The organism is Paraburkholderia graminis C4D1M (assembly GCF_000172415.1).
In the GTDB taxonomy this organism is placed as follows: Bacteria; Pseudomonadota; Gammaproteobacteria; order Burkholderiales; family Burkholderiaceae; genus Paraburkholderia; species Paraburkholderia graminis.
The window spans coordinates 105,930-127,299 of sequence record NZ_ABLD01000012.1 but is presented as its reverse complement, the minus strand read 5'-3'; the positions used below and the strand labels follow the sequence as shown (position 1 = coordinate 127,299).

Annotated in this window: 19 protein-coding genes; 11 read left to right on the top strand and 8 right to left on the bottom strand. The window is 61.5% G+C overall.

Annotated elements, in window-relative coordinates:
• Positions 1–286: 286 nt before the first annotated feature.
• The 3 genes from eat to eutC are packed head-to-tail and all read left to right on the top strand — an operon-like array spanning position 287 to position 3,953.
• Positions 287–1,690: an ethanolamine permease gene (gene eat / locus BGRAMDRAFT_RS19745; RefSeq protein WP_006050579.1), complete on the top strand. Its 1,404-nt coding sequence runs from the start codon at positions 287–289 to the stop codon at positions 1,688–1,690.
• Positions 1,691–1,746: 56 nt separating this feature from the next.
• Positions 1,747–3,141 carry an ethanolamine ammonia-lyase subunit EutB gene (locus BGRAMDRAFT_RS19740; RefSeq protein ID WP_006050578.1) on the top strand — a complete coding sequence of 465 codons (1,395 nt, stop codon included), beginning with the start codon at positions 1,747–1,749 and terminating at the stop codon, positions 3,139–3,141.
• Positions 3,138–3,953, top strand: a complete 816-nt coding sequence (gene eutC, locus BGRAMDRAFT_RS19735) for an ethanolamine ammonia-lyase subunit EutC (protein WP_006050577.1) — start codon at positions 3,138–3,140, stop codon at positions 3,951–3,953. Before BGRAMDRAFT_RS19740 ends, eutC begins: the two co-directional genes overlap by 4 nt.
• A gap of 8 nt (positions 3,954–3,961) precedes the next feature.
• On the opposite strand, the gene BGRAMDRAFT_RS19730 is transcribed toward eutC, so the two are convergent.
• A complete protein-coding gene (locus BGRAMDRAFT_RS19730; RefSeq protein WP_006050576.1) occupies positions 3,962–4,357 on the bottom strand; it encodes a DUF779 domain-containing protein in 396 nt (131 codons plus the stop codon).
• Positions 4,358–4,430: 73 nt separating this feature from the next.
• Positions 4,431–5,951: an aldehyde dehydrogenase gene (gene adh / locus BGRAMDRAFT_RS19725; RefSeq protein WP_006050575.1), complete on the bottom strand. Its 1,521-nt coding sequence runs from the start codon at positions 5,949–5,951 to the stop codon at positions 4,431–4,433.
• Positions 5,952–6,295: 344 nt separating this feature from the next.
• On the opposite strand from adh, the gene BGRAMDRAFT_RS19720 reads away from it, so the two are divergent.
• The gene (locus BGRAMDRAFT_RS19720) at positions 6,296–7,369 is read left to right on the top strand and encodes a helix-turn-helix domain-containing protein (RefSeq protein ID WP_006050574.1); all 1,074 of its coding nucleotides are present in this window, start codon (positions 6,296–6,298) and stop codon (positions 7,367–7,369) included.
• Between the two features lie 48 nt (positions 7,370–7,417).
• Here BGRAMDRAFT_RS19720 and BGRAMDRAFT_RS19715 read toward each other — a convergent pair whose 3' ends face one another.
• Positions 7,418–9,529, bottom strand: a complete 2,112-nt coding sequence (locus tag BGRAMDRAFT_RS19715; protein ID WP_232292303.1) for a heavy metal translocating P-type ATPase — start codon at positions 9,527–9,529, stop codon at positions 7,418–7,420.
• Here BGRAMDRAFT_RS19715 and BGRAMDRAFT_RS35425 point away from each other — a divergent pair.
• From BGRAMDRAFT_RS35425 to BGRAMDRAFT_RS19685, 7 genes are all read left to right on the top strand, one after another.
• Positions 9,524–9,790, top strand: coding sequence for a hypothetical protein (locus BGRAMDRAFT_RS35425; protein WP_232292302.1), 267 nt, complete (start codon positions 9,524–9,526; stop codon positions 9,788–9,790). The two genes, BGRAMDRAFT_RS19715 and BGRAMDRAFT_RS35425, sit on opposite strands and share 6 nt — an antisense overlap.
• A 48-nt stretch (positions 9,791–9,838) precedes the next feature.
• Positions 9,839–10,270: a Cd(II)/Pb(II)-responsive transcriptional regulator gene (gene cadR / locus BGRAMDRAFT_RS19710; protein WP_006050571.1), complete on the top strand. Its 432-nt coding sequence runs from the start codon at positions 9,839–9,841 to the stop codon at positions 10,268–10,270.
• A gap of 44 nt (positions 10,271–10,314) precedes the next feature.
• Positions 10,315–10,515, top strand: coding sequence for a hypothetical protein (locus BGRAMDRAFT_RS19705; protein WP_006050570.1), 201 nt, complete (start codon positions 10,315–10,317; stop codon positions 10,513–10,515).
• A gap of 35 nt (positions 10,516–10,550) precedes the next feature.
• Positions 10,551–11,954 carry an ATP-dependent RNA helicase DbpA gene (dbpA, locus tag BGRAMDRAFT_RS19700; RefSeq protein WP_006050569.1) on the top strand — a complete coding sequence of 468 codons (1,404 nt, stop codon included), beginning with the start codon at positions 10,551–10,553 and terminating at the stop codon, positions 11,952–11,954.
• Between the two features lie 243 nt (positions 11,955–12,197).
• The gene (locus BGRAMDRAFT_RS19695) at positions 12,198–13,352 is read left to right on the top strand and encodes a pyridoxal phosphate-dependent aminotransferase (RefSeq protein WP_006050568.1); all 1,155 of its coding nucleotides are present in this window, start codon (positions 12,198–12,200) and stop codon (positions 13,350–13,352) included.
• Positions 13,353–13,482: 130 nt separating this feature from the next.
• Positions 13,483–14,277, top strand: a complete 795-nt coding sequence (locus tag BGRAMDRAFT_RS19690) for an ABC transporter substrate-binding protein (protein WP_006050567.1) — start codon at positions 13,483–13,485, stop codon at positions 14,275–14,277.
• 151 nt (positions 14,278–14,428) lie between these two features.
• Entirely contained in the window at positions 14,429–15,274 is an 846-nt protein-coding gene (locus BGRAMDRAFT_RS19685) for a helix-turn-helix transcriptional regulator (RefSeq protein ID WP_006050566.1), read from the top strand.
• Positions 15,275–15,302: 28 nt separating this feature from the next.
• Here the strand turns inward: BGRAMDRAFT_RS19685 and BGRAMDRAFT_RS19680 are convergent, their stop codons facing one another.
• From BGRAMDRAFT_RS19680 to BGRAMDRAFT_RS19660, 5 genes are all read right to left on the bottom strand, one after another.
• Entirely contained in the window at positions 15,303–15,890 is a 588-nt protein-coding gene (locus BGRAMDRAFT_RS19680) for a LysE family translocator (RefSeq protein ID WP_006050565.1), read from the bottom strand.
• 90 nt (positions 15,891–15,980) lie between these two features.
• Positions 15,981–17,051, bottom strand: a complete 1,071-nt coding sequence (locus tag BGRAMDRAFT_RS19675) for an MBL fold metallo-hydrolase (RefSeq protein WP_044021456.1) — start codon at positions 17,049–17,051, stop codon at positions 15,981–15,983.
• 78 nt (positions 17,052–17,129) lie between these two features.
• Positions 17,130–17,783, bottom strand: a complete 654-nt coding sequence (locus BGRAMDRAFT_RS19670) for a peroxiredoxin (protein ID WP_006050563.1) — start codon at positions 17,781–17,783, stop codon at positions 17,130–17,132.
• 286 nt (positions 17,784–18,069) lie between these two features.
• Positions 18,070–18,756 (bottom strand): Fe2+-dependent dioxygenase, encoded by a 687-nt coding sequence (locus tag BGRAMDRAFT_RS19665; protein WP_006050561.1) that lies wholly within the window; start codon positions 18,754–18,756, stop codon positions 18,070–18,072.
• A gap of 54 nt (positions 18,757–18,810) precedes the next feature.
• Positions 18,811–21,048 carry a TonB-dependent receptor gene (locus tag BGRAMDRAFT_RS19660; protein WP_006050560.1) on the bottom strand — a complete coding sequence of 746 codons (2,238 nt, stop codon included), beginning with the start codon at positions 21,046–21,048 and terminating at the stop codon, positions 18,811–18,813.
• Positions 21,049–21,370: the final 322 nt, after the last annotated feature.

Sequence of the window (21,370 nt, the reverse complement as noted above, 5' to 3'; positions counted from 1 at the left end):
CGCTTATCCACAACCGCGAACGCCGCTTGTTAACTATTACTACGTATACATATACAAAGACTATAAAAACCAGAAGAACCACAATCACCCTCGCCAGCCCGATACACACCCTAGCCAAAACGAGTGCCCCCCGAATTAAGCACTCCCCCCACAAACCACCCCCCAAACTTTGCCGAATTTCGATAACACCTCGAATATTGGCTCACTACCATCGGCGAAAGCCTGCCCGCCCACGCACCGCAAAACCTTGCGGCGCCGAGCAAGCGGCAAACTCCGGGAGCGTCCGATGAAATCAGAGTCAACCAGTCAGCACGTCGGCAAAGTCACGCATCACGAGTTGAAGCAGACGCTCGGCACGTGGCAACTTTGGGGAATCGCGGTCGGCCTCGTGATTTCCGGTGAATACTTCGGCTGGAGTTACGGCTGGGCAAGCGCGGGCACGCTCGGCTTCGTGGTCACGGCGGTCTTTATCGCCGCGATGTACACCACGTTCATCTTCAGCTTCACCGAACTCACCACGTCGATCCCGCATGCCGGCGGTCCGTTCGCTTACGCGCGTCACGCATTCGGCCCGACGGGCGGCTATCTCGCGGGCGCGGCCACGCTCGTCGAATTCGTCTTTGCACCGCCGGCCATTGCGCTCGCCATCGGCGCCTATCTGCACGTGCAGTTCCCAGGTCTCGAACCGAAGCACGCGGCAATGGGCGCGTACCTCGTCTTCATGGCCTTGAACATCGTCGGTGTACAGATCGCCGCGGCATTCGAATTGTGCGTGACGTTGCTCGCGATTTTCGAATTGCTCGTCTTCATGGGCGTCGTGTCGCCGGGCTTTCAATGGTCGAACTTTATGAAGGGCGGCTGGGCCGGCGCGGACACGTTCAGCATGGGCTCATTCAACGGCATGTTCGCAGCGATCCCGTTCGCGATCTGGTTCTTCCTCGCGATCGAAGGCGTCGCGATGGCCGCGGAAGAAGCGAAAAACCCGAAGCGCTCGATTCCGATCGCCTACGTCGCGGGCATTCTCACGCTCGTGGTGCTCGCCATCGGCGTGATGGTGTTTGCTGGCGCGGCCGGCGACTGGACCAAGCTGTCGAATATCAACGACCCGCTGCCGCAAGCGATGAAGTACATCGTCGGCGAACATAGCGGCTGGATGCATATGCTCGTGTGGCTCGGACTGTTCGGGCTCGTCGCGTCGTTTCACGGCATCATCCTCGGCTATTCGCGGCAGATCTTCGCGCTGGCTCGCGCGGGCTATTTGCCGGAGTGGCTCTCGAGTGTGCATCCGCGCTTCAAGACGCCGCATCGCGCGATTCTCGCCGGCGGTGTGATCGGCATCGCCGCGATCTATAGCGACGAGCTGATTCAGTTCGGCGGCCAGACGCTCACGGCGAACATCGTGACGATGTCCGTGTTTGGCGCTATCGTGATGTATATCATCAGCATGTTGTCGCTGTTCAAGCTGCGCCGCACCGAGCCGAACATGGAGCGTCCGTTTCGCGCGCCGCTTTTTCCGTTCTTTCCGGCGTTCGCGCTGGTGGCCGCGGTGATCTGTCTGGCCACTATGGTGTACTTTAACTTTCTGGTGGCAGTGGTGTTCGCCATCTTCCTCGCACTCGGCTACGTCTATTTCCTCATGACGCGCCATCAACGCGAGGCCGCACCGGCCGACGCATTGCTCGAAGAATGACGGTCGAAGCCGCTGCGCGCGCAGCGGCGTTTGAGTCGTAAGCTGGAGTCGTAAAGATGAGCTATACGGAGACAATCGGCAGCCGCACGTATCGGTTTGCCGATCTGAAGACACTCATGGCGAAGGCGAGCCCGCAACGTTCCGGCGATCAACTCGCGGGCGTCGCGGCAGCGAGCGAAGAGGAGCGCGTCGCCGCAAAAATGGCGTTGGCGCAAGTACCGTTGCGCACGTTCCTGAACGAAGCGCTGATTCCGTACGAAAGCGACGAAGTCACGCGTCTCGTGATCGACGATCATTCGCCGCAGGCATTCACCGAGATTTCGCATCTCACGGTAGGCGACTTTCGCAATTGGCTGCTGAGCACGTCGACGGATGCGGACGCGCTCACACGTATCACCGCGGGCCTCACGCCGGAAATGGTGGCGGCCGTTTCGAAGCTGATGCGCAACCAGGATCTGATCGCAGCGGCGCGCAAGCGTCCGGTGATCACGCGCTTTCGCAACACGGTGGGTTTGCCGGGCCACATGTCGGTGCGCCTGCAACCCAATCATCCGACAGATGACGTCAAAGGCATTGCAGCCTCGATGCTCGATGGCCTGATGTACGGTTGCGGCGATGCGATGATCGGCATCAATCCGGCCAGCGACAACCTCGCCGCGATCACGCGACTGCTTCTGATGATCGACGACTTCCGTCAACGCTATCAGGTGCCCACGCAATCCTGTGTGCTGACGCACGTCACCAACACGATTGCCGCGATCGAAAAAGGCGCACCCGTCGACCTCGTGTTTCAATCGATTGCGGGCACAGAAAAAGCCAACGCCGGCTTCGGCATTTCGCTCGCGCTACTGCAAGAAGCGTATGAAGCGGGACTGTCGCTCAAACGCGGCACGGTCGGCAGCAATCTGATGTACTTCGAAACGGGGCAGGGCAGCGCATTGTCGGCGGACGCGCATTTCGGCGTCGATCAACAAACTTGCGAAGTGCGCGCGTATGCGGTCGCGCGCAAGTTCAATCCGTTTCTCGTGAATACCGTGGTCGGCTTTATCGGCCCCGAGTATCTGTACGACGGCAAGCAGATCACGCGCGCCGGCCTTGAAGATCATTTCTGCGGCAAGCTGCTCGGCGTGCCGATGGGTTGCGACATCTGCTACACGAATCACGCGGAAGCCGATCAGGACGACATGGATAACCTGCTCACACTGCTTGGCGTGGCGGGCATCAATTTCATCATGGGCATTCCGGGCGCGGACGACGTGATGCTCAATTATCAAAGCACGTCCTTCCACGACGCACTCTATGTGCGCGACGTACTCGGCTTGCGCCGCGCGCCGGAATTCGAAGAGTGGCTCGAGTCGATGCAGATTACCGACGCGCGCGGCGCATTGCTGAGTGCGTCGACACATCAACCGCTGCTCGAGGGCGCGCGCGACTGGATGGGCATCGCATGAGCGACTTTGTCGAAAAGAACTCGTGGAATGCGCTGCGTCAGTTCACCAATGCGCGCATTGCGTTGGGTCGCGCGGGCAACAGCGTGCCCACTGAGCCTTTACTTGCGTTCAATCTCTCGCATGCGCAAGCGCGGGACGCGGTGCATCATCCGTTGGACACCGAAGCATTGCATCAGCAGTTGCATGTGCTGAACTTCAAGACGCTGGACGTGCATAGCGCTGCGCCCGATCGCGAGCACTACTTGCGCCGCCCCGATCTCGGCCGGCGCTTGTCGGAAGAGAGTCGCGTCGCGCTCGCGCAATTGGCGGACGAAGCGCCGGACGTGGTGTTCGTGATCGGCGACGGTTTGTCGGCGTTCGCTGCATCGAAGCAAGCGGTGCCGCTATTGCAAGCCGTCGCTCCGCAACTCGCGGACTGGAAGATCGCGCCTGTCGTCGTCGCACGGCAGGCACGCGTTGCACTCGGCGACGAGATCGGCGAGTTGCTGCATGCAAAGATCGTCGTGATGCTGATCGGCGAGCGGCCTGGACTTAGTTCGCCCGATAGCCTCGGCATTTACCTTACGTACGCGCCGAAAGTGGGTTGCAGCGACGCGCAGCGCAATTGCATTTCGAACGTGCGTCCCGAAGGACTCGACTATCCGTTGGCCGCGCACAAGCTGCATTATCTGCTGACGCATGCGCGGCGCCTCGGCCTCACCGGCGTTGGTTTGAAAGACGACAGCGACGCGCTGCTCGCCGCTGCGCCGATAGCGCCCGCAATCGGCGGCGAAGCGAATGCAAAACCAGACTCAAACTCCGACGTAAAGTAAAAGCACTTTCACGCATCGGCGCGTTGCACAGGATGCACTGCGAGCCACCCATTCTCATCGTCGTCGAAGAGTCGCGAGCGTGTGAGAAAGCGCAGACCGCTCGGCCGCTCGAGAGAGAACATACCGCCGTTGCCTGGCACGACGTCGATAATCAACTGCGTGTGCTGCCAGTACTCGAATTGCGATTCGCTCATGTAGAACGGCACGCCCGCAAGCGTGCCGAGTTTCACGTCGGAAGAACCGACCATGAATTCGCTTTGCGGAAACATCATCGGCGCGCTGCCGTCGCAGCATCCGCCGGATTGATGAAACAGTACATCGCCATGTTCCGCGCGCAATTTGTTGATCAGCTCTTTTGCGGCGGGCGTTGCGATCACGCGAGCCACTTCTTTTTCGTCGGCCATCAATAGGTCCTCGCAGAAATAAAGCGAGCCGCGCAAAGCGGCCCGCTTCAATAGAATCGCTACGGTTGAATGCTTAGAAGAAGCCGAGCGGTTTCTCGCTATAGCTGACGAGCAGGTTCTTCGTCTGCTGATAATGGTCGAGCATCATCTTGTGGTTCTCGCGGCCAATGCCCGATTGCTTGTAGCCGCCAAACGCCGCGTGAGCGGGATATGCGTGATAGCAATTGGTCCACACGCGGCCCGCCTGAATTTGCCGGCCAAAGCGATAGGCGCGCGTGCCGTCGCGTGTCCATACGCCGGCGCCGAGACCGTAAAGCGTGTCGTTGGCGATTTCGAGTGCTTCTTCTTCGGTCTTGAACGTCGTGACCGAAACCACCGGCCCGAAGATCTCTTCCTGAAAGATGCGCATTTTGTTATTGCCGCGAAACACGGTCGGCTTCACGTAATAGCCTTTGCTCAATTCACCGCTCAATGTATTGCGTTCGCCGCCGATCAGACACTCGGCGCCTTCCTGCTTGCCGAGATCGACATACGACAGGATCTTCTCCAATTGTTCCTGCGAAGCCTGCGCACCGATCATCGTTTTCGTATCCAGCGGATGACCCTGCGTGATCGCCGCGACGCGCTTCAACGCACGTTCCATGAAGCGGTCATAGATCTTTTCATCGATCAACACGCGCGACGGACACGTGCACACCTCGCCCTGATTCAACGCGAACATCGCGAAGCCTTCGAGTGCTTTGTCGAAATAGCTGTCGTCCTGATTCATCACGTCGGCGAAGAAAATATTCGGGCTCTTGCCGCCGAGTTCCAGCGTGACCGGAATGATGTTCTGGCTCGCGTACTGCATGATCAGACGGCCTGTCGTCGTCTCGCCGGTAAACGCGATCTTCGCGATGCGCTTGCTCGACGCGAGCGGTTTACCAGCTTCGAGACCGAAGCCGTTCACCACATTCAGCACGCCTGCGGGCAGCAAGTCCTGAATTAGTTCGGCGAGTACGAGAATGGACGCGGGCGTTTGCTCCGCCGGTTTGAGCACGACGCAATTGCCGGCGGCGAGTGCGGGCGCGAGCTTCCACACAGCCATCAGAATGGGGAAATTCCACGGAATGATCTGACCGACTACGCCGAGCGGCTCATGAAAGTGATAGGCCACGGTGTCGTTGTCGATCTCGGAGATCGAACCTTCCTGCGCACGCACGGCGCCGGCGAAATAGCGGAAATGATCGATGGCAAGCGGAATATCGGCGGCCATCGTTTCGCGCAGCGGCTTGCCGTTGTCGATCGTTTCCGCCACTGCAAGGCGCTGCAGGTTCGCTTCCATACGATCGGCAATGCGGTTCAGAATGTTCGCGCGATCCGTCGTCGACGTCTTGCCCCACGCAGCTTTGGCTCGGTGCGCGGCATCGAGCGCCAACTCGACATCCGCTTCGCGCGAGCGCGGAATGGAGGTGAACGGTTCGCCCGTAATCGGCGACACATTGTCGAAGTACTCGCCACCCACGGGCTTCACCCATTCGCCGCCGATAAAGTTCGCATACTGCTTTTTGAACGGGAATTCGGTCGTCAGAAACTGCATCTCCGCGTGATTCATCTGTGTGCTCCTCACATGTTTGAATGGGCTATAGTCGGCGCGATGTCGCGACCGGTTTGCAATCCGTTGAAGCGGGCGCGTGACCCATAGAGCCAGAACCATGCCAATGCACCTGGCTGGTGAGGCGTGCACGCACGGCAAGCACGCGCGCACCGCAGCCTGTGTTTCAAGGTCGAATCGGCGGTCGTGCGCGCGTCGTTTGTGAGCAGTGCAGTTGTTGCTGTTCATCAATTGAACAGGAGCTTGGCACGGGTTGGAGCAATCGGCGTGTTGAATGGGCGTTCGCGATCGGCATGGGACTTGCCTTGTTTTTTCTCTTCGATACTCCATCGCGCGGATTGGCCATGACGATCGAAACCCTCAGCGACAGCGCGACAACCCCGACCACCTCGGCCATCTGTGCGGCTTCGACGCGTGCGCCGCAGCCGAGCTTTCGCGTACAGACCCGCATCGCTCACGACGCCGACGAGCAGGCGCGCAATCTTCACGGCTGGCATCAGACCTACGACCAATTGACCGCGGGCAGCTTTGTCGGCGGTCTCACGGAGTTGTGCCTCGACCATATGCAGGTGTTCGTCGAAACGACGAGCCACACGTTGCGGCAGACCTGCGAAGTGCAGAAAGACGCGTACTGGTTCGGCATTCCGACATGCCGCGCCGGATCGGGCCGCATCGACGCGCAGATCATTACCGGCGATGCCCTCGCGTTTCGTCCGGGTGGCATCGAATTCGAATTGCTGACGTCGGCGGACTATGAGATTTTCGGTGTAGTCGTGAAGGGCGAAGTGTTGCGCCGCTATGCAGCGCAAGTGGAGCGCGTCGGGCTGGCCGAGCAGTGGGCAGACACTGAGGTCGTGAAGATCGGCATGGCGCGCAAAGAGCGTTTATGTGCTTCGTTGCGCGAGCTACTTCAGCAGAGCGCCGCAAGTGCCGCGCCGTTGTCGTCGTCTGCGCGCGAGAACTTGCAGGCCGCCGTGCTTGCTTCCCTGTTCGACGTGGGCGCGTTGCCCGCGTGCTCCGAACCGATTGCAATGCCGGTGCGTGCACGTCGTCAGTCGATCGTATCGGAGGCGCGCGATTATGTGCTCGCGAATCGCGATCGCGCGGTCAGCGTGCCGGAGTTGTGCGAGCGTCTGCATGTGAGCCGACGCACATTGCAATACTGCTTTCAGGACGTGCTCGGCATGGCGCCCGCTACTTATGTGCGGGCAATCCGATTGAACGGCGCGCGGCGCGATCTCTGCAACGCATCGCGCGATTCGCGCTCGGTGCAAGATGTGGCGGCGGCCTGGGGTTTCTGGCACATGAGCCAGTTCGCAACCGATTATCGCAAGCTCTTCGGCATGCGGCCTTCGGATACGTTGAAGGCCGCAATCGGCACGCATTCGGCAACGAATACCCGCTCGTTCGCGCACTAGCGGCTTTGGATGTGCAGCGCGGTGCGGCACATTGCATTGGATGGCTAACTATTTACGCAGCAGCCGCAAACCGTTCGCGACCACCAGCAAGCTCGCGCCGACATCGGCGAACACGGCCATCCACATGGTGCCGAGACCCATCACGGTCAACACCAGAAAGACGCCCTTGATGCCGAGCGCGAGCGTAATGTTTTGCACCAGCACCGAATGCGTCGCTTTCGACAGGCGGATGAACAGCGGGATCTTGCGCAGGTCGTCGTCCATCAACGCGACGTCGGCGGTTTCGATTGCGGTGCCCGTGCCCATCGCGCCCATCGCAAAGCCGATGTCGGCACGGGCCAGCGCGGGCGCGTCGTTGATGCCGTCGCCGACCATGCCGACTGTCGCGCCCTCGGCCGACCACTGCGCGACCGCGTCGAGTTTGTCTTGCGGCAAAAGATTACCGCGCGCTTCGTCGATGCCAACCTGTTCCGCGATGGCCGCCGCCGTGTGCGGGTTGTCGCCGGTGAGCATTGCGGTGCGCACGCCCGCGCGATGCAACTCGCCGATAGCCATGCGGCTCGTCTCTTTCACGGTATCGGCGACGGCGAATAGCGCAATCACGCGTTGCGCGTCGCTCAGCAGCACGACGGTCTTGCCTTGACGCTCGAGCGCGTCGAGCCGCGCTTCGAGGGACGGTGAACAACGCCCGAGTTCTTCCGCGAGCCGATGATTGCCGAGCCAGTACGTCGCGCCGTTAATCTCGCCGCGCACGCCGCGTCCGGCGAGCGCTTCGAAGGAATCGACGAGGAGACTCGTCACGCCGTCTTTTTGCGCCGCGCTTGCAATCGCCATCGAAACAGGATGATCGGAGCGCGCCGCAAGACTCGCGGCGAGCGTACGGCAACGCGCTGCGTCCGCATCCGCATCCGCGAGCATTCCGGCGAGCATCGCGAAATCGGTCTGCACAGGTTTGCCGTGCGTGATCGTGCCGGTTTTATCGAGCGCGAGACGGCTCAGCTTGCGACCCTGTTCAAGGTACACGCCGCCCTTGATGAGTATCCCTTTACGCGCAGCCGCCGCGAGCCCGCTGACGATCGTCACCGGCGTCGAAATCACGAGCGCGCACGGGCACGCAATCACGAGCATCACCAGCGCCTTATACACCCACGCGTGCCACATGCCGCCGAAAAAGAGCGGCGGCACGAGCGCCACCGCCAACGCGACGGCGAACACGAGCGGCGTATAGACGCGCGCGAACTGATCGACGAAACGTTGCGTGGGCGCTTTGGTGCCTTGCGCCTCTTCGACTGCATGGATGATGCGCGCGAGCGTCGTGTTGCTCGCCGCGGCCGTCACGCGATAGTCGAACGAACCGGCCTGGTTGATGGTGCCCGCGAACACCGCGTCGCCCACGGTTTTGTCGACGGGCAGGCTTTCTCCTGTGATCGGCGCCTGATCGACGCTCGAGCGTCCCGCGATGATTTCCCCATCGAGCGCGATCCGCTCACCCGGCTTCACGCGGACCAGCGCGCCCGGCGCGATTGCCTTGAGATCGGTGAGCCGCCAGTCGCCGTCGCGCTGCTGCACGCTCGCCTGCTCGGGCGTCAGTTGCATCAGTCCCTGAATCGCATTGCGGGCGCGGTCGAGCGACTTCGCCTCGATCAGTTCGGCGACGGTGAAAAGCACCATCACCATCGCCGCTTCCGGCCATTGCCCGAGGATCAGCGCGCCCGTCACGGCAATGCTCATCAACGCGTTGATGTTGAGGTTGCCGTGGCGAATCGCGAGCCAGCCCTTGCGATAGGTCGTGAGCCCGCAGGAGACGATCGCGAGGATCGCGAGACTCGCTGCCATCCAGGCCGGCGCGCCGAGCCAGCCAGCGGCCTCTGAAGCGACCGCGGCGACGCCTGCGAAGGCGAGCGGCCACCATGACACGCGCTTTCGCTGATCTTGCGCAGCGTTCCGCGTCGTTGCCGATGCATTCGGCGAGTCGGTATCCGCGAGTTCCGGCGTGAAGTCCAGCGAACGCAGCGCGTCGAGAATGGGGTCGAGCGCATTCGGTGCATGCACAACGGTCAGCACGCGCTGCATCAGGTTGAACTCCATGCTGTGCACGTCCGCCATGCGGCTGAATTTTTTGCGGATCAACGCTTCTTCGGTCGGACAATCCATTTGCATGATGCGGATCGCCGTGCGCACATCGCCGCCTTGCACTCGTTCGGATTGCGGCAAATCTGCGGCTGGCAATGGCAAGGAAGCATCGGCGGCAGCAGAACAGCAGCCTCCGCCCGCATGGTCATGTGCGCGCTTTTCGTGCCGATGCCCATGCTCATGTTCATGCCCTTGCTCACAGGAGCTTGCTTCCGCTTGTTCCAGACGGTCGTCTTTCGCGTCGTGCGCGTGCTGCATGGTGGCTTCCTCGTTCGATTTGTGGTCTAGTAAACACCTTGAAGCCACTACAAGGTCAAGGCCGGTATCGGAGGGCCCATGAAAATCGGCGAATTGGCGAAAATCGCCCATTGCACGACCGAAACCATCCGCTTCTACGAGAAAGAAGGGCTGCTGCCCGAAGCGGAGCGCACTGAGGCCAATTACCGCAGCTATACGGCGAAGCACGTCGAGCGGCTGCGCTTCATCCGCAATTGCCGCGCGCTCGACATGACGCACGACGAAATTCGCGCGCTGCTGCGTCTGACCGACGCGCCGGCCAACGGCTGCGGCGGCATCAATAACCTCATCGACGAGCATATTGCGCACGTCGATACGCGTATCGACGAACTGCAACAGCTCAAGGCGCAATTGCACGTGCTGCGCGAGCAATGCCACGGCGAACAGGCGGTCGAAGACTGCGGCATCGTGCAAGGTCTCAGCGAAATGGACGTCAGCGCGCCGTGCACACGGCACACGCATCTCGGTTGATGCGGCCAGTCGAATCAACAATCGAATCCAGTTGGAGAAGCAACGTGTTTACATGTAGAAACCAGTCCTGCGGCGCGCAGTGGGAGCAGTCGGACGTCATCATCAAAAACGAAGGGCAAGGGCTTCTGTTCCGCTGCCCGCTGTGTGGCGCGCGCAATTACGTCGAGCGTTTCGAAGGCGACGACGGCGCGGTGCTGTACGAGCAGATGGACGGCCGTCCGTCGCCCGGACCCATCGCCGAATAGTCCCTAGCCTTTAGCCGATCACGAGCCAACCATTTATGAACAGTCCCACTACGGCCGGCGCGCCGTTCAGCCAACTGCCGCTGCCGGCCGCCACGCTCGCGAATCTCACGCAACTCGGCTATGTCGAGATGACGCCGATTCAGGCCGCGAGTTTGCCTATCGCACTCGCCGGCCACGATCTCATCGCGCAGGCAAAAACCGGCAGCGGCAAGACCGCGGCGTTTTCTCTCGCGCTGCTCGCGCGTCTCGACACACGCAACTTCGCCGTGCAGGCGATGGTGCTGTGTCCCACGCGCGAACTCGCCGATCAGGTCACGCAGGAAATCCGCCGGCTCGCGCGCGCCGAAGAAAACATCAAGGTGCTGACCTTGTGCGGCGGCACGCCGATGCGTCCGCAAACCGCGAGTCTCGAACACGGCGCGCATATCGTGGTCGGCACGCCGGGCCGCATCATGGATCACCTCGAGCGCGGCAGTCTGCCGCTGCAATCGCTCAATACACTCGTGCTCGATGAAGCCGACCGCATGCTCGACATGGGTTTCTTCGACGACATCGCGACGGTGGTCAGGCAATGCCCGAAGGAACGGCAAACGCTGCTTTTCTCGGCGACGTATCCCGAGGGTATCGTCAAGTTGAGTCAGCAATTCCTCCGGAATCCGAAGGAAGTGAAGCTGGCCGAGCGGCACGACAATACGAAGATCCGCCAACGCTTCTATGAAGTGACCGAAGACGAGCGTCTGCATGCCGTCGGTCTGTTGCTCAACCACTATCGTCCGGTCAGCACGCTCGCGTTTTGCAACACCAAGCAGCAATGCCGCGATTTGCTCGACGTGCTGCGCGCGCAGGGTTTTCATGCGCTTGCGCTGCACGGCGAGCTCGATCAGCGCGAGCGCGATCAGGTGCTGATCCAGTTCGCGAATCGCAGTTGCTCGGTGCTGGTCGCCACCGACGTCGCCGCCCGCGGCCTCGACATCGCGCAACTCGAGGCGGTAATCAACGTCGACGTGACGCCCGATCCCGAAGTGCATGTGCACCGTATCGGCCGCACGGGTCGCGCCGATCAGGAAGGCTGGGCATTGAGCCTCGCGAGCATGAATGAAATGGGGCGCGTCGGCGGTCTGGAGCAGGCGCACAAGCGCGACGTCGAATGGCACAAGCTGTCCGAGCTCACGCCAAAGAGCAATGAGCCGCTGTTGCCGCCCATGGAAACGCTGCAGATTCTCGGCGGCCGCAAGGAAAAAATCCGTCCCGGCGACGTGCTCGGCGCGCTCACCGGCGACGCCGGTTTCGCCGGCTCGCAGATCGGCAAGATCAACGTGACGGAGATGTCGACCTATGTGGCCGTCGAGCGCAGCATTGCGCGCGAAGCGGTGCGCAAGCTCAGTGCGGGCAAGGTGAAGGGCAAGAAGGTCAAGGTCCGGCTGATGGAAGACGCCTGATCTCGTGGCCTGGGCGGCGGCGCGCGTGCGAAAAGCGGCGCGTGCCGTTTTCCCCGCCGCGTCGCCGTCACGATCGCGCGTGCGTTTAAGCCATGAAATAAACGCATGCGCTGCATGACAAAGTTTCGATTGTGATGGTTCTTTGGCTGATGCCTAATCATTCAACCGGCGCTCGAGCGCAATGGACGGCTGCATACTTCGCCGCCGTCAGTCCGCCGCCGGATGAAGATAGGGAGAAGCCATATGCAGAGCGCCATGCAAGCCCGCTCGAAATTGCCTGATGTCGGCACCACGATTTTTACCGTGATCGGCCAACTGGCCGCGCAACACGATGCGCTGAATCTGTCGCAAGGCGCGCCGAATTTCGCGCCGGACGCGAAGCTGATCGACGGCGTGGCGAACGCCATGCGCGCGGGCCACAACCAGTACGCGCCCATGTCCGGCATCGCGGCCTTGCGCGAAGCGCTCGCCGATAAAGTAGAGACGCTGTACGGCGTGCGCTATGACCCCGCGAGCGAAGTAACGGTGATCGCGAGCGCCAGCGAGGGCCTTTATTCGACGATCAGCGCATTGGTGCATCCGGGCGATGAAGTGATCTACTTCGAGCCTTCGTTCGACAGCTATGGACCGATCGTCCGGCTGCAAGGCGCGACACCCGTGCCGATCAAATTGTCGCTCGCCGATTTTCGCGTGAACTGGGACGAGGTCGCCGCCGCGATCACGCCGAAGACGCGCATGATCATCATCAACACGCCGCACAATCCGACCGCGACCGTGTTCGACGACGCCGACATCACGCGCCTGAAGGTGCTCACGCGCAACACCGACATCGTGATTCTCGCCGACGAGGTCTACGAGCATGTCGTGTTCGATGGCGCAAAACATCAAAGCATGGCGTGCCACAGCGAACTCGCCGAACGTAGCGTGATCGTGTCGTCGTTCGGCAAGTCGTATCACGTGACGGGTTGGCGCGTCGGCTATTGCCTCGCGCCCGCCGAGTTGATGAACGAGATCCGCAAGGTGCATCAGTTCATGGTGTTTTCCGCCGATACACCGATGCAGTACGCGTTCGTCGATGTATTGGCGAATCGCGAAAGCTATCTCGGCTTGTCTGCGTTCTATCAGCAAAAACGCGATCTGCTTGCACACGGGCTTCGCGAATCACGCTTTGAGTTGCTGCCGAGTGCAGGCAGCTTTTTCATGCTCGCGCGCTTTCGCGGCTTCTCCGATGAAACGGACAGCGACTTCGTGTTGCGCCTGATTCGCGATGCGCGCGTCGCGACGATTCCGCTCTCGGCGTTCTACAGCGACGGTACGGATTCCGGCCTGATTCGCCTGAGTTTTTCGAAAGACGACGCGACGCTGATCGAAGGCGCGCGCCGTTTGTGCGAGATATGAAACTGCGTGCGCGTGAGCGCGGCGCTGTCATTTTTGAACGCAGTATGATCGTCGCGCCATTGCATATTCACACGCTACGCATTCGTACTACAACGCGTACTACAACGAAACCGAAGGAAAGGGACCTGCTATGAAACTGCTCAAGTCTTTGTTGGCGCTCGCTTGCGCGTTTGCATCGGTGGCGGCATCGTCCGCTGCCGTTGCCGCTGACACATCGACGCTGCGTTTCGGGCTCGAAGCGCAGTATCCGCCGTTCGAATCGAAGGGACCGGGCGGCGAGCTGCAAGGTCTCGACATCGACGTCGGCAATGCAGTGTGCGCCGCCGCGAAGATGACCTGCAAATGGGTGGAGACATCGTTCGACGGTTTGATTCCGGCGCTGCAAGGCCGCAAATTCGACGCGATCAACTCGGCGATGAATGCGACCGAACAGCGTCGCCAGGCGATCGACTTCACGACGGTCGTCTATCGCGTGCCGACGCAGTTGATCGCAAAGCGCGACAGCGGTCTGCTGCCGACTGCCGAAGCATTGAAGGGCAAACGCGTGGGCGTGTTGCAGGCGTCGATTCAGGAGACGTTTGCGAAGACGCATTGGGAACCCGCGGGCGTCACCGTCGTGCCGTATCAGGATCAGAATCAGGTGTACACGGACCTGGTCGCGGGGCGTGTCGATGCAACGCTCGTGCTCGCGCCCGCGGGACAAACCGGTTTTCTGTCGAAGCCGAACGGCAAGGACTACGCATTCGTCGGACAACCGGTGCGCGACGACAAGATTCTCGGCAGCGGTATCGCCTATGGCATCCGCAAGGGCGATACGGCATTGCGCGACCGCCTGAACGCGGCGATTGCGAAGGTGCAGGCGGACGGCACCGTGAAGACGCTCGCAGCGAAATACCTCGGCAATATCGACGTTTCCGCGAAGTAACCGCTTGCGGTGCGCAACATCCGCAGCGCACGCATAAGTCCGCTTGTTGGCCGCGCGTTTGACGGCTACGATAAGTGGCCTCGCCGAACTTGCGGCTTTTGACAGCCGCGCATTTCCGCGAGGCCCACGTACACCGGAGGAGGGCGCGCGAATGAGCGGAACGACAGCGGCGGCAATTCATGCGAAGCGCGCAAGCGAGCCGCATTTCTGGCGTAGCGAGGCGTTGCCGTTCATCGAGGCGCGCTCCATCGAAGACGGCCGCGAAATCTGCTACGCGAAGCACTCTCACGAAACCTTCTCCATCGGCGCGGTCACTGGCGGACGCAGCGTGTACGTGAACCGCCACTCGCGCGAATGGACCGGCGCGGGCGCGGTTGTTCTGATGAATCCCGACGACGTTCATGCATGCAATCCCATCGCCGACGAGCGCTGGTCGTATCGCATGCTTCACGTCGACGTCGCGTGGCTCACGTCGTTGCAACACGAACTCGGCTTCAGCGAGAACCACGCGTTTCGCGCGTTCTCGCAGACCATGACGACAGACGCCGAACTCTTCGACGGCCTCAATCGGCTGCATGGAATTCTGGTCGACAACGATGCGGATTTGCTGCGCAAACAAAGCGCCGCCGTGGCGTTTTTCACTGAGGTGCAGCAGCGCCTGAACCCCGCGCCGCTTTCACACGACGACGCCAGCCGTCAACTCGCGCGAGCGGCCGAATTCATCGCCGACAATTGCACGCGCTCGCTGAAGCTTGAAGACATATGCGAGGCAGCGGGCCTGTCCGCGTCGCATCTGATTCGCGCGTTCAAGGAGCGCTACGGCATGACGCCGCACGCGTATCTGATCAATCGGCGCATTCAGTACAGCCGCGCTCAACTGAGGCGCGGCCGATTGATCGCCGACGTCGCGCTCGACGCCGGCTTCGCCGATCAGGCGCATTTGCAGCGCACGTTCAAGCGGCTCGTCGCCGCGACGCCGGGGCAATATCGCAGTTGACTGCGGGGTTGCCGCAGTTTTCGGCGCCTCACGTCACAAGCAAATACAGCGCGCTCGCCGCAAGCAACGCCGCCATGATCCGATTGAACAACCTAACGCGCTGCGGCGCCTGCAAGTACTTGCGTAGAAACGTGCCGGCGTAGGCCCAGCTTGCAATCGACACATAGCAGATCACAAAGTAGATCACGGTGAATTGCCAGACGAGTTTGCCGTCGCCATCGGCGGCATACGCGCCCATGCCGGCCAGCGACGCGAGCCATGCTTTCGGGTTGAGCCATTGCATCGCCGCGCCATAGGCGAACGATGGGCCGCGCGATGGTTTATCGGCGCCGAGCTGACCGTCATCGACGGCGAGCTTGTAGGCCATGACCAGCAGAAACGCGACGCCGGCCCATTTGACGATGCTCACGAGTGCGGGGACATGCACAAGCAGTTCATGCAGTCCGAGGCCGATCAGCAGAAGCAGCACGGTAAAACCGACGGTCGCGCCGCTCACATGCCGCATGCTCGCGGCGAAGCCATGCTGTGCGCCGGCGCTCAGCGCGACGACGTTGACGGGACCTGGCGAAATCGACGAAGCCAGCGCGAACGCGGCCATGGAAAGCAAAGCGGACATCGGTGCCTCGATACGTGAATGCGCGGGATTGACGCGGTTCAACGGTATCGGCGGCAGGGCGGTGTGTATTGAAGGAAATTGCTATGTGCGCTACATGCCGGCATTTTCGACGACGCGGCCTTCCGCGCGCCAGCGCAGCATGCCGCCCGCAAGGTTCGCGACTTCGTCGAATCCGGCCTGGCGCAGGATCACCGTCGCTTGTGCGGAGCGGCCGCCGGCACGGCACACGGTCACGATCGGCTGCTCTTTCGTGAGCTCGGCGGCGCGCGTGGCAAGCTCGCCGAGCGAGATGAGCCGCGCTGCCGGAATGCGGCCAAGCGGCCCGTTGAACTCATCGGGCTCGCGCACGTCGACTATCTGCACGGAACGCAGATTGTCCTCGAGCCATTGCGGGCCGATTTCCCAGATGCCCGCGAACGTGTAGACGAGCGGCGCCCAATCGGGTTCGGCCGCTTGCGTGGGATCGCTGGCCGCAACGCCGCACTTGAGATTCGCGGGCACCGCAATGTCGATCTGCTTCGGATGCGGCAACCGCAGATTCGTCACATAGCCGACGAAGTCGTCTTCGCACAGTTCACCGCCGAGGCGCGGATTGAAGCGCCGCTCTTCGCCGACGCTCGTCACGGTCAAGCCGCGATAATCGTGTGCCGGATAAAGCAGGCAGCTTTCGGGCTGGCTGAAAATCTCGCCGTGGATCGCGCGGAACATCGCGCGTGCGTCGCCCTTCTGAAAGTCGGTGCGGCCCGTGCCGCGGATCAGCAGGCAGTCGCCGGTGAACATCATCGTGCCGTCGTCGAGCGCGAGGCTGATGCAGCCGTTCGTGTGGCCTGGCGTCGCGCGCACTTCGAGCCAGTGCGTGCCGAACTCGCATCGGTCGCCGTGATTCAGATAGCGGTCCGCACCTTCCGCGCCGCTTGCCGCCGATATGGCGATCGCGCTGCCGGTGCGGCGTTTGAGCATCCACGCACCCGTCACATGATCGGCGTGGACGTGGGTGTCGATTGTATAGAGGAGGCGCAGCCCGAGTTCCTGGATCAGCGCCGTATCGCGGCGCACCTGCTCGAATACCGGATCGATCAGAATGGCCTCTCGCGTCGTGCTATCGGCGAGAAGATACGTGTACGTGGACGATTGCGGGTCGATTAGTTGGCGGAAAATCAGCAAGGTTGTTTTCTCCGTGGCGCGCATCGTCGAGACAACCGGGCGCGTGGCGGCGCCCGGTTTTACTGCGCCGCAATCTCACCGTGGCTGTGCAACGTACCGCAGATACGGCTTCAAGGTCTTGAAGCCCTCAGGGTATTTCTTCGCCGCATCATCGTTCGAGACGGATGTCGGAATGATGACATCATCCCCCGGTTTCCAGTTCACGGGTGTGGCCACCGTATGCTTCGCGTTCAACTGCAACGAGTCGAGCAGACGCAGCACTTCGTCGAAATTGCGCCCGGAACTCATCGGATACACGAGCATGGCTTTGACCTTTTTGTCCGGCCCGATGATGAACACCGAGCGCACCGTCGCGTTGTCCGCCGCAGTGCGCGTGCCGCCGCCCGCATTGGGGTGGATCATGTCGTAGAGCTTCGCGACGTTCAGATCCGCGTCGCCGATGAGCGGATAGTTGACCGCGTGGCCCTGCGTCTCTTCAATGTCCTTCACCCACCTCTCGTGATCGCTGACGGGGTCCACACTCAGGCCGATAATCTTCGTGTTGCGCTTTTCGAATTCGGGCTTGAGGCCGGCCATGTAGCCGAGCTCGGTCGTGCAGACGGGCGTGAAATCCTTCGGATGCGAAAACAGGATCACCCAATGGTCGCCGATCCATTCGTGGAAACGGATCGTGCCTTCGGTGGTTTCCGCGGTGAAATCGGGCGCTTCTTCTCCAAGTCGAATCGACATCGTCATCCTCCATGAGAATGCGCCGGGGAGGTGCACCGGTTCTCGGAGCTGCAATCCCCGGGCTGCCTGAATCTTCGATCAGGCGATTGCTTGACTCACGATCAGCCTCCAGCCACCTGGACTGTGATTGTGCGGGAGGACCTTGCGCACGCGTGAAGGCGGAGTGCTCGCCGGATTGCTGTGGTGCGCAAACACACGGATGCGCCACGCGTCGCGCTTAAAGCGTAGGACAAAAATGCGCATCGCTCTAGCCACCTTGCAGGGCAAATCCGCCGCTATTGCCGATTTACGTTTCGCTCCACATGCGCAGCAGGTTGTGATAACAGCCGACTAGCGTGCGGCGCGCGGCATCGTCCGCGTTCGAGGCGTTCAAACGCTGGATCGCGCCGTCGATGTCGAACAGCATCGCGCGCTGCGTGTCGTCGCGCACGAGGCTCTGTACCCAGAAGAAGCTCGACACGCGCGCGCCGCGCGTCACGGGCCGCACCTGGTGCAGACTCGTGCCGGGATAAAGGATCGCATGGCCCGCGGGCAGCTTCACTTCCTGCACGCCGAAGGTGTCTTCGATCAGCAGTTCGCCGCCGTCGTACTCGTCGGGCGGCGTGAGGAACAGCGTGACCGATAGATCGGTGCGCACGCGTACGCCGCTGCCGGGCACGAGGCGAATCGCTCCGTCGACATGGCTGCCGAAATGCATGCCGCCTTCGTAGCGGTTAAAGAGCGGCGGATAAACCTTGTTCGGCAGCGCGGCGCTGATGAAAAGCGGATGCCGTTCGAGCGCCGCGATGATTCTGTCGCCCATTTCGAGCGCGATGGATGAGCCTTCCGCGATCTGCTGGTTGCGCTTGACGGGCGCGCCCTGATAGCCCGCGGTCGCGCGGCCGTCGACCCATGCGTCCGTGGCCGCTTCGAGTTGCGCACGCATCGCGGCGGTGTCGGCGGGACTGAATACATCGGGAATCGAGACAATCATCGTTGGACTTTCCTGCGAAACCGCGCGTTGTGCTGCTGATCGCCGCCTCGGCGATCAGAAGAACCGATAGTTTAGCGTCGCGAGGAACGTGCGGCCGTTGCCCGGCACCGCGCGTCCGCCGTCCGATGGAATCAGCGCGTCGTAGTAGTTCTTGTCCGTCAGGTTGAGCACGTTGAATTGGACGTCGTACTTTTTCGCGTGATACGCGGCCATCGCGTCCCAGCGCGTATAGCCGCCGACCTTCACGAAGTTGTTGTTCGCGGCGTAACGCGACGACGTGTAGATCGGCCCGCCGCCGATTTCCCAGTGCGGCGTGAATGCGTAGGTCGTCCACAGCGTCAGCATGTTGCGCGGCGTGTTCGCGGGCGTCTTGCCGGCGGTGCCGTCGAGCGCCTTCAGAATCGTCGCGTCCATGTACGTGTAGCCGCCGAACACTTGCCACTTGTTCGTGATGTGGCCGGCCACGCCGAGCTGGTAGCCGCGCACGCGCACGTCGCCGTCGAGCGTGTAGCTGCCGTCCGAGTTCAACGTCCGCGCGTTCGTCTTTTCGATGTTGAAGAGCGATTGCGTGACCGACAGACCGCCGCCGAGCAGGTCCCACTTCGCGCCGACTTCATACGACTTGTTATGCTCCGGCGGCAGATTCTGCTGCTGGTTCGTGAGCGTCAGCGCTTCGAGCGACGGATTGAACGACGTGCCGTACGACACGTAGTAGGACTGCCAGTCGGTCGGCTGCCAGATCACGCCGCCGCGCACGCTCGTGAAGTAGTTCGTCTGCGTCGCATACGAAGGCACATTGATCGAGTTGTGAATCGACGCTTCGTAGCGGTCCCAGCGCAGGCCGCCCACGACCTTCCAGTGTTCGCCGATCGACACCGTATCGTTCGCATAAACGCCGACGCCGTTCGCGCTCGACTCCGCGAGATTCGTCGCAACGGTTTTCGCATTCGACGGACGCTTCGTGTACGACGGATCGACGAGCGGCACGATGGCGATCGTGTTCGACGGTAAGCCCGGCGTCGTCGTCGTGAAGCTCTGGTTGCTGTACGTCTCGTGGCTCAGGTCGACGCCCGCGACGACTTCATGCTTGATGAAGCCGGTGTTGAATTTTGCCTCGACGTCCGTCGAGTTGTAGACCGAGTGGTCATTGATGTTGCGGTCCTTGCCTTGCAGCTTCACGAACAGTTTCGACGGATCGATGCTCGTGAAATTGCCGTTGGTCAGCGCCGTCGATGTCGGCAGCGGACCCGTCAGCACCGAAGCCGCGTTTGTCGCGCGGGCTTCCGTGCTGTAGTGGCTGAACTGCGTCTGATTGCGCACCTTCAGGTTGTCGTTGAAGCGGTGTTCGATGCGTGCGTTGAGCGTTTGCACGTCCTGCATCGTGCGGTCGTCGGTGAAGCCGTAGAACGTGCCGCGATTGACCGGTGCCGGGTGGCCGTTGAGCGCCGGAATGCCGTAGTCGGGCTGATCGCGGTTGTGCTGGATCAGCGCGGACAGCGTGATTTCGGTCGGCGTGCCGATGCCGAATTTGACTTCGGGCGCGACGCCGTAATCCTTGCTCTTCATCACGTCGCGCGACGAACCGAGGTCCTGGCCGAACGCGTTGATGCGGAACGCGGACGTCGACGTGATCGGCGTATTCAGGTCGACGGTCGTGCGATAGCGGTCGTGCGTGCCCGCTTGCACGGACACGTCCGCGCGCGGCTTCAGTGTGGGCTGCTTGCTGACCTGATTGATGACGCCGCCCGTCGAGCCGCGTCCGAAGTACAGCGACGACGGGCCGTACAGCACGTCGATCGATTCGAGGTTGAAGGTGTCGCGATAGTACTGGCCGCGATCGCGGAAACCGTCGAGATAGATGTCGGTGCGCGCCGAGAAGCCGCGCAGGTTGATGTTGTTGCCGATCTGTCCGCCTTCCGCGGCGCCGATGGTGATGCCCGGCACATTGCGCAACGCGTCCGTAAACGAGCTCGCGGCTTGCGATTGCAGCACCGACTTCGGCACCACGACGGCAGCTTGCGGAATGTCGCGCAGGGCGGTCGGCACTTTTGCGCCGACGCTCGAGACGTCAGCCGCGAATTCCGCCGACGCGCCGTTTTGACCGGTCACCTTGACGGCGGGCAGCGTGGCGCTGTCGGCGGTCTGGGTGGGCGTGGAAGTCGAAGTCGGAGTCGGAGTCGAACTGGATGACGCGGGCTGGGCGCCGGTCGCGGGCGTTGTCGTCGTTTGAGCGTAAAGCGGCGTCGCGAACGCGACCAGAACGGCCGCCGCGAGAGGCGTGTTTCGGAACATCTCAATACCCTGTCGTTGTCGCTATTGTTCTGATTCGACGGACGCCAGCGCCCGTTGCAGCACCGACAGCCGGACTGTCTGCGTCAAAGGGCTGGACCCATCGTCTTGTTCTCAAATGAGAATCAGTATCATTACACGGATGATAATAGTTCGCAATAATTCGTTACGCATCGGTAACACGGCGGCGGGGGGAATGTGCGGGGGTTTGGCGGGATGTGGGAATGACGGCGCATGACGCGCTCAACCTTGGGCGCTGTCGGCGGATGGTGAAAAGATCCACCGTCTTACGATTTGCCTACTATATTTCGTCATATTCAAGACA